The organism is Helicobacter kayseriensis (assembly GCF_021300655.1).
Lineage (GTDB): Bacteria > Campylobacterota > Campylobacteria > Campylobacterales > Helicobacteraceae > Helicobacter_G > Helicobacter_G kayseriensis.
Genome location: NZ_JAJTNB010000019.1, coordinates 1 through 3,712, shown reverse-complemented (window position 1 = coordinate 3,712; position 3,712 = coordinate 1). Strand labels below are relative to the sequence as shown.

The window sequence follows — 3,712 nt, the reverse complement described above, 5'->3', positions numbered from 1 at the left end:
GGGGGAGATCAAATCAATCCTCCTTCTACCCTACTCGCAATGACTTTTTATCTCAACACAACCACTTGATTTCAACAAAACTCAGAAGCAATAAGAAAAATTAAAATCATTAGTTATTTTTAATTCTATTTTTTAAAAAATCATCTTCCAAAAGACATAAACTACTCTAAATCTATAGCTTAAAATATTTTTAACATACTCAAAAATATGCGGTAGATTCGATATTTTCTCACCTTTTATCAAAGTTCGAACATTCAATCTATCTCATCTAAAACTACCAAAAATAAAAAAGAATCTTTCACCAAATAACTATGATAAGATTGTTAGACTTCTTAAATCAGAATTTTTATCTTTAAGAGGTAGACACTAAACACTAAAATAAGGAAAACAAATGAAAAACACAAAAACACGCTCTTACCATCGCTACTGCTCTTTGATAGCTACTTCTCTTGCTTTTATGCTTGGAGGAAATCCACTTAATGCTAATGATATTTCAAGCAATAAAGAATTGGATAGTACAATCTTTGAAAAATACAGCAATAAATATGGAGTTTATTTCAATAATTCTATAACTCCCCAAACAATCTCCATCACTTCAAATACAACTTTTTCCAACTCTATGGCATCAAGCAACAATAGCTATGGCATCTTTCTTGAAGAAGGAAATCTTACGCTTCAATCTTCTGACCAAGCAACCAAAACTATTCTATTTGGTAATGAAACAGGGCTCTTTGGAAATTCAAAAGCATATGGCTTTTATAATTCTGGAGCAACACTCAATCTACAATCTGTTGCTTTAGTTTATGGAGATTCTATTAGTCTTCAAAATTTTAATACTGGACTCCATGTAAACAATTCGGCCAATCCCAGTGTTCCCATTATCCTCTATTTTGGAAGAAATAGCCTTACCAATTTTGGCAATATTGGAAATAAAACTACCAAGATTTCAGAAGGATTAACTTTCAAGACACAAACAGTATTTGAAGCCACCGATGCAACAATTAACTTTAAACAAATTCAAGCAGAAAAATCTTCGGGAATATTAATTAAATTTGAAAAGCTTAGTATGAATCTATCTGGAAGTCAAATTATTTTCGATTCTATTCTTTCAACAAATTCCTCAGTAACAGATACCATTAAAGGATCTTCTGGAGGAATTATTATTGATGGATCCAAAGATACATTGACCAGATCTCAAATCATCTTAAGCAATAGCTCAGAAATTCAATTTAAAAACATTACATCCAATGGGGATTTTGCATATGGACTTTATGCTCTAGGAACAGCCCCAACGATTCTGGGAGACAATTCATCAAAGATTATTTTTGACAGCATTAAAAGTGAAGGTAATAGCAACAATGAATTTGGTGTTGATGTAAGAGGTTCTACAGGCATCATTGCTCACAATACAGCAACTTACTTCTTTGGAGATAAAGAGCAAGATAAAGGTGGAGGCACGATAGAGTTTCGCAATATCAAGGGTGTAAAATTTGCTCAAGGCATGAGTGATACAGGGTCAGCAGGGACTTTCAATCTCAATGCCTATAAAACAAACTTTATCTTTGGGAATATTGAAGCAGAAAAGGCTTCAGGAATTAAATCTGACGATGGCTCTCAAATCAATGCAGATCAATCAAGTTTTATTTTCAAAAAGATCCAATCCAACTCTGAAGATGCCCGAGGATTTTATTACACATCTATTGATGCTAAAGATACATCATTCAATTTTGGACTCATTTCATCAAATACTGGAATAGCTTATGGGATGAAATATACAACTCTTAATTTAGATGATCACTCATCGATAGTTTTTGATTCTATTAATTCTAAAAATAAAGCTACAGGAATAGTTGATAGCTCTATTTCTGGTGGAAGTATCACCTTTAATAGTATTACTGGAACAGAACAAGCTCTAGGGATTGATCTATCTAGCGATATAAAAGTTTCCAATGGAGCTCAAATCATCTTCAACAACATCGGACCTTCTCAAGTGACTTCTGGAATTTATTATGATAGAACTGGATCAAAAAACTTTACAAGCAGCAGTGGATGGGGAAATATCGTTTTCAAAAATATTCAGCCTAGTAGTGAAAACACAAACACCGATAAACATATTGATGTTTTAAAGCTCTCTGATCCTGGAGCTTCATTAAAGATTAAAAATGTCTCTATCGCTCATGGAAATCCTACAAACTTTGATAACATGCTTTATGGAATCTATAATGATGTCAACAATTCACATTTTACCTTTGCAAACACGACTGCTACTTATGAAGGAGTAGAAGGGAAAGACATCGCAGGAAACATCATTAAAGGAGCCACAAACTATTGGAACAATCTCAATCAAACAATCAAAGTCGCTCAAAACACTACAGGATATGGGATTTATAGCCTTGGAGGGACTTTGGGAGGAAGAGTCCAAGCAAATATCACTCTTGATGCAAAAGAAACAAAAGACATAAAGGCAAACAATGTCAACATGGTAGGCATCTATCTTAAAGAAGGAGATTTGATACAAACTAAAAAAGAAGGTGCAAGTCTTAATCTAGTACTCAGCAATGCAACGAACGCTATTGGACTTCTAATCGCACGAGGCAATCATATAGTTAATTCCGATGCATCAGTTAACACAATCAGCCTTGCTGGTGAGAATGTTTATGGCATCGTTTTAGAAGACGGAGCTAAGGCTCATATTGAAAACCTAGGAACCACTATCACAAGCTTTGCTGGGACTTCAAAAACTGTGGGAGTTTTGTTTAAGGGCAAGAGTGCTCTGAGTGGGACACTAGCATTTGCAAATTGGCAAAAGGGGAATTTCATAGAGGCAGAGAAAGATGGATCGCTTAATGGAAGCATTAAGATTTCAGCATACTCTGGCACAAATGGGAAACTCATCTCAACTGCAAAAGATGGCCTCTTCACTTTAGAAGCTCAAGGCAGGATTGTGCTTGACGAATCAACTCCTAGCGATCAAAATACCTATGGTCTATATAGCAATCTAAATAATAATCCAGTCTATGGACTTGATAATGTCACATTTAATACACGCAAAGATTTTACAAGCAGCGATTCAAATCAAGTCTATGGAATTTATTCCAAACAATCTAGCACATTCCAACTCTCAGAAGGAAGCACTCTTACTTTCAATGTCCAAAAATATAAAACAGATTCTGGAGAATCGTTTGAAGGAACTGCATTTGGAGGGGAGTCGGGTCAAGAAGCTAAGCTGATTTTAAGTAAAAATTCATCTGTAATCTTTAATGCCAATGGTGGAAAATTAGCGCAAGCAATCAGTGATGAAAGTTCACATGTCCATCTCAATCTTGCAGGAAATAATCCAGAAAGATTCCAAAAAACAGCAGGTCTTGAACTTAGAAGCTTAGAAGTTTCTAAATTTGATCTCAAAGATAGCATCATCACTCTCTATGCCTCAAAAGATGCAATTATTGCAAGCACAGGATATACGGGTGGAAAGGCGTATACGGGAAATGATTTTTTTAATAACACTGCTACACGAGGAGGAAGCGATCGCCTAATCATTAAAGGAAGCGATGCAAGCAGGATTACCAATAACACTCTTGACCTCCAAGTCGATCACATTGATAGCAGTGGAACTCCTATCTATGCTGTCTTAGCTCAAGTTGCAGAAAACTCTAAAGATAAGGTAATTTTCAACAATCTATTAAACGGAGAGAGCACAGACATCACTGTT

The 3,712-nt window shown here is 35.1% G+C and carries 1 protein-coding gene; it reads left to right on the top strand.

The window, feature by feature from the left end:
• Positions 1-391: 391 nt before the first annotated feature.
• A partial coding sequence (locus tag LW137_RS06980; protein ID WP_233034879.1) for a hypothetical protein occupies positions 392-3,712 on the top strand: 3,321 nt, incomplete at its 3' end.